1 protein-coding gene is annotated in these 396 nt (G+C 65.7%); it reads right to left on the bottom strand.

Annotated features, from left to right (window positions below; all coding sequences use genetic code 11):
- Window positions 1-396, bottom strand: a 396-nt coding sequence (locus J0A65_RS26170; protein ID WP_206597110.1) for a PAS domain S-box protein, incomplete at both ends; no start/stop codon positions are given.

Below are 396 nucleotides of genomic sequence, written 5' to 3'. Positions count from 1 at the left end.
CGCCAGTTGCTTGCCCTGGCTCTGGGCCTCGGCGATCTGCTGCGGCAGGTGTTCGAGAAAGGCCTTGCGATTGCCCAGCCCGGTCAGGGTGTCGTGATAGGCCAGGGTGTGCAGCTTGCGCCGCTGCGAGGCCTGGGCACTGACATCCCGCAGGATGCCGCGATACCCACGGAAGGTGCCGTCGCTGTCCTGTATCACCGACAGGCGCGCCTCGAAGTCACCGAGGGTGCCGTCGTGACGCCGCATCGGCGTGCAGAGGGTGCGCAGGCTGCTGTCATCGCGGGCGTTCTGAAAGTACTGCAGGGCTGTCGTCGTATGGCCATGCAGCAGCAGCTGGGTAAAGGGGCGGTCCAGCAGTTCCTCGCTGCTGTAGCCGAGAATCTTCACCATCGCGCC

Origin of the sequence: Bowmanella yangjiangensis, assembly GCF_017255015.1 — a bacterium.
GTDB classification, from domain to species: domain Bacteria; phylum Pseudomonadota; class Gammaproteobacteria; order Enterobacterales; family Alteromonadaceae; genus Bowmanella; species Bowmanella yangjiangensis.
This window is presented reverse-complemented; position numbering and strand designations above follow the sequence as displayed.